This is a genomic window from Agathobacter sp. LCP21S3_B2 (assembly GCF_052118705.1).
In the GTDB taxonomy this organism is placed as follows: Bacteria; Bacillota; Clostridia; order Lachnospirales; family Lachnospiraceae; genus Roseburia.
The window spans coordinates 1-826 of the sequence record NZ_JBQKGQ010000050.1 but is presented as its reverse complement, the minus strand read 5'-3'; the positions used below and the strand labels follow the sequence as shown (position 1 = coordinate 826).

Sequence of the window (826 nt, the reverse complement as noted above, 5' to 3'; positions counted from 1 at the left end):
TCACCTTTCCAGAAGATAGCCTAAAAAAGGGCAGACTTCTCCTGTGTTGCGTTTAAAGGTTGATTGTGGTTGTCAAGGTTCCCTAACCGTTGTTATTCCAACTGTGGTTGCAGATTGCGGATATTTTCCAGTGTCTCGTAGAATTCTCTCTTGTAGGGACAACTGCTACACAGTTTGAAATATTTATATCGTGCTGATTTTGCCACTCTTGCGGCAATTTTCAGCAATTTTAAACGAATGGTATCTATACGCTGTTTTCTCATGCTGACAGCAAGAGCCAGTCGCCTAAACCAATTGAATAAATTATAGGCTAATGCATGAAGAAGAAGACGGTTCGCATTTACCAGTTTAGAGGAACTGCTTACGGATGCAAAGTCAAAACCTCTTTTGCCTTCTTTGATGAAATTTTCCATTTTGCCTCTTCCGCAATAGAATTGGATCACCTGATATGGTTTCATTTCCAGCGTTGTGACAATAAAGGTATACAGATGGATCATCTGCCCATACGGCTTTTCGATTTTGAAAACCACTCTGCGTGGATGGCTCCATGAGCCCGCCTGATACATGAATTCACCATACTCGACGGCATAATCCACCTGGTTGAATTTTGTTGCACGGTACAATGCCTGATTTTCATCTTCGGCTAATTCGCACAGTTTTGCATTCTCTTTCAGCCGGATGGCATATTTGCAGTGTTTATCTTCAAGAACTTCATACAGATCCGGTGATGCAAAACCACTGTCACCACGAAGGAAAAGTGGCATATCCGGAAAATCGCTGATGAATTCATCCAGAAGAGCCTTCATAAAAATGTCTGCTTCTTTGC

1 protein-coding gene is annotated in these 826 nt (G+C 41.9%); it reads right to left on the bottom strand.

Annotation, left to right across the window (positions count from 1 at the left end):
• Positions 1–92: 92 nt before the first annotated feature.
• Positions 93–826 (bottom strand): IS1380 family transposase (locus ACTQ1L_RS15225; RefSeq protein WP_441368096.1); only part of this gene is annotated, 734 nt, incomplete at its 5' end.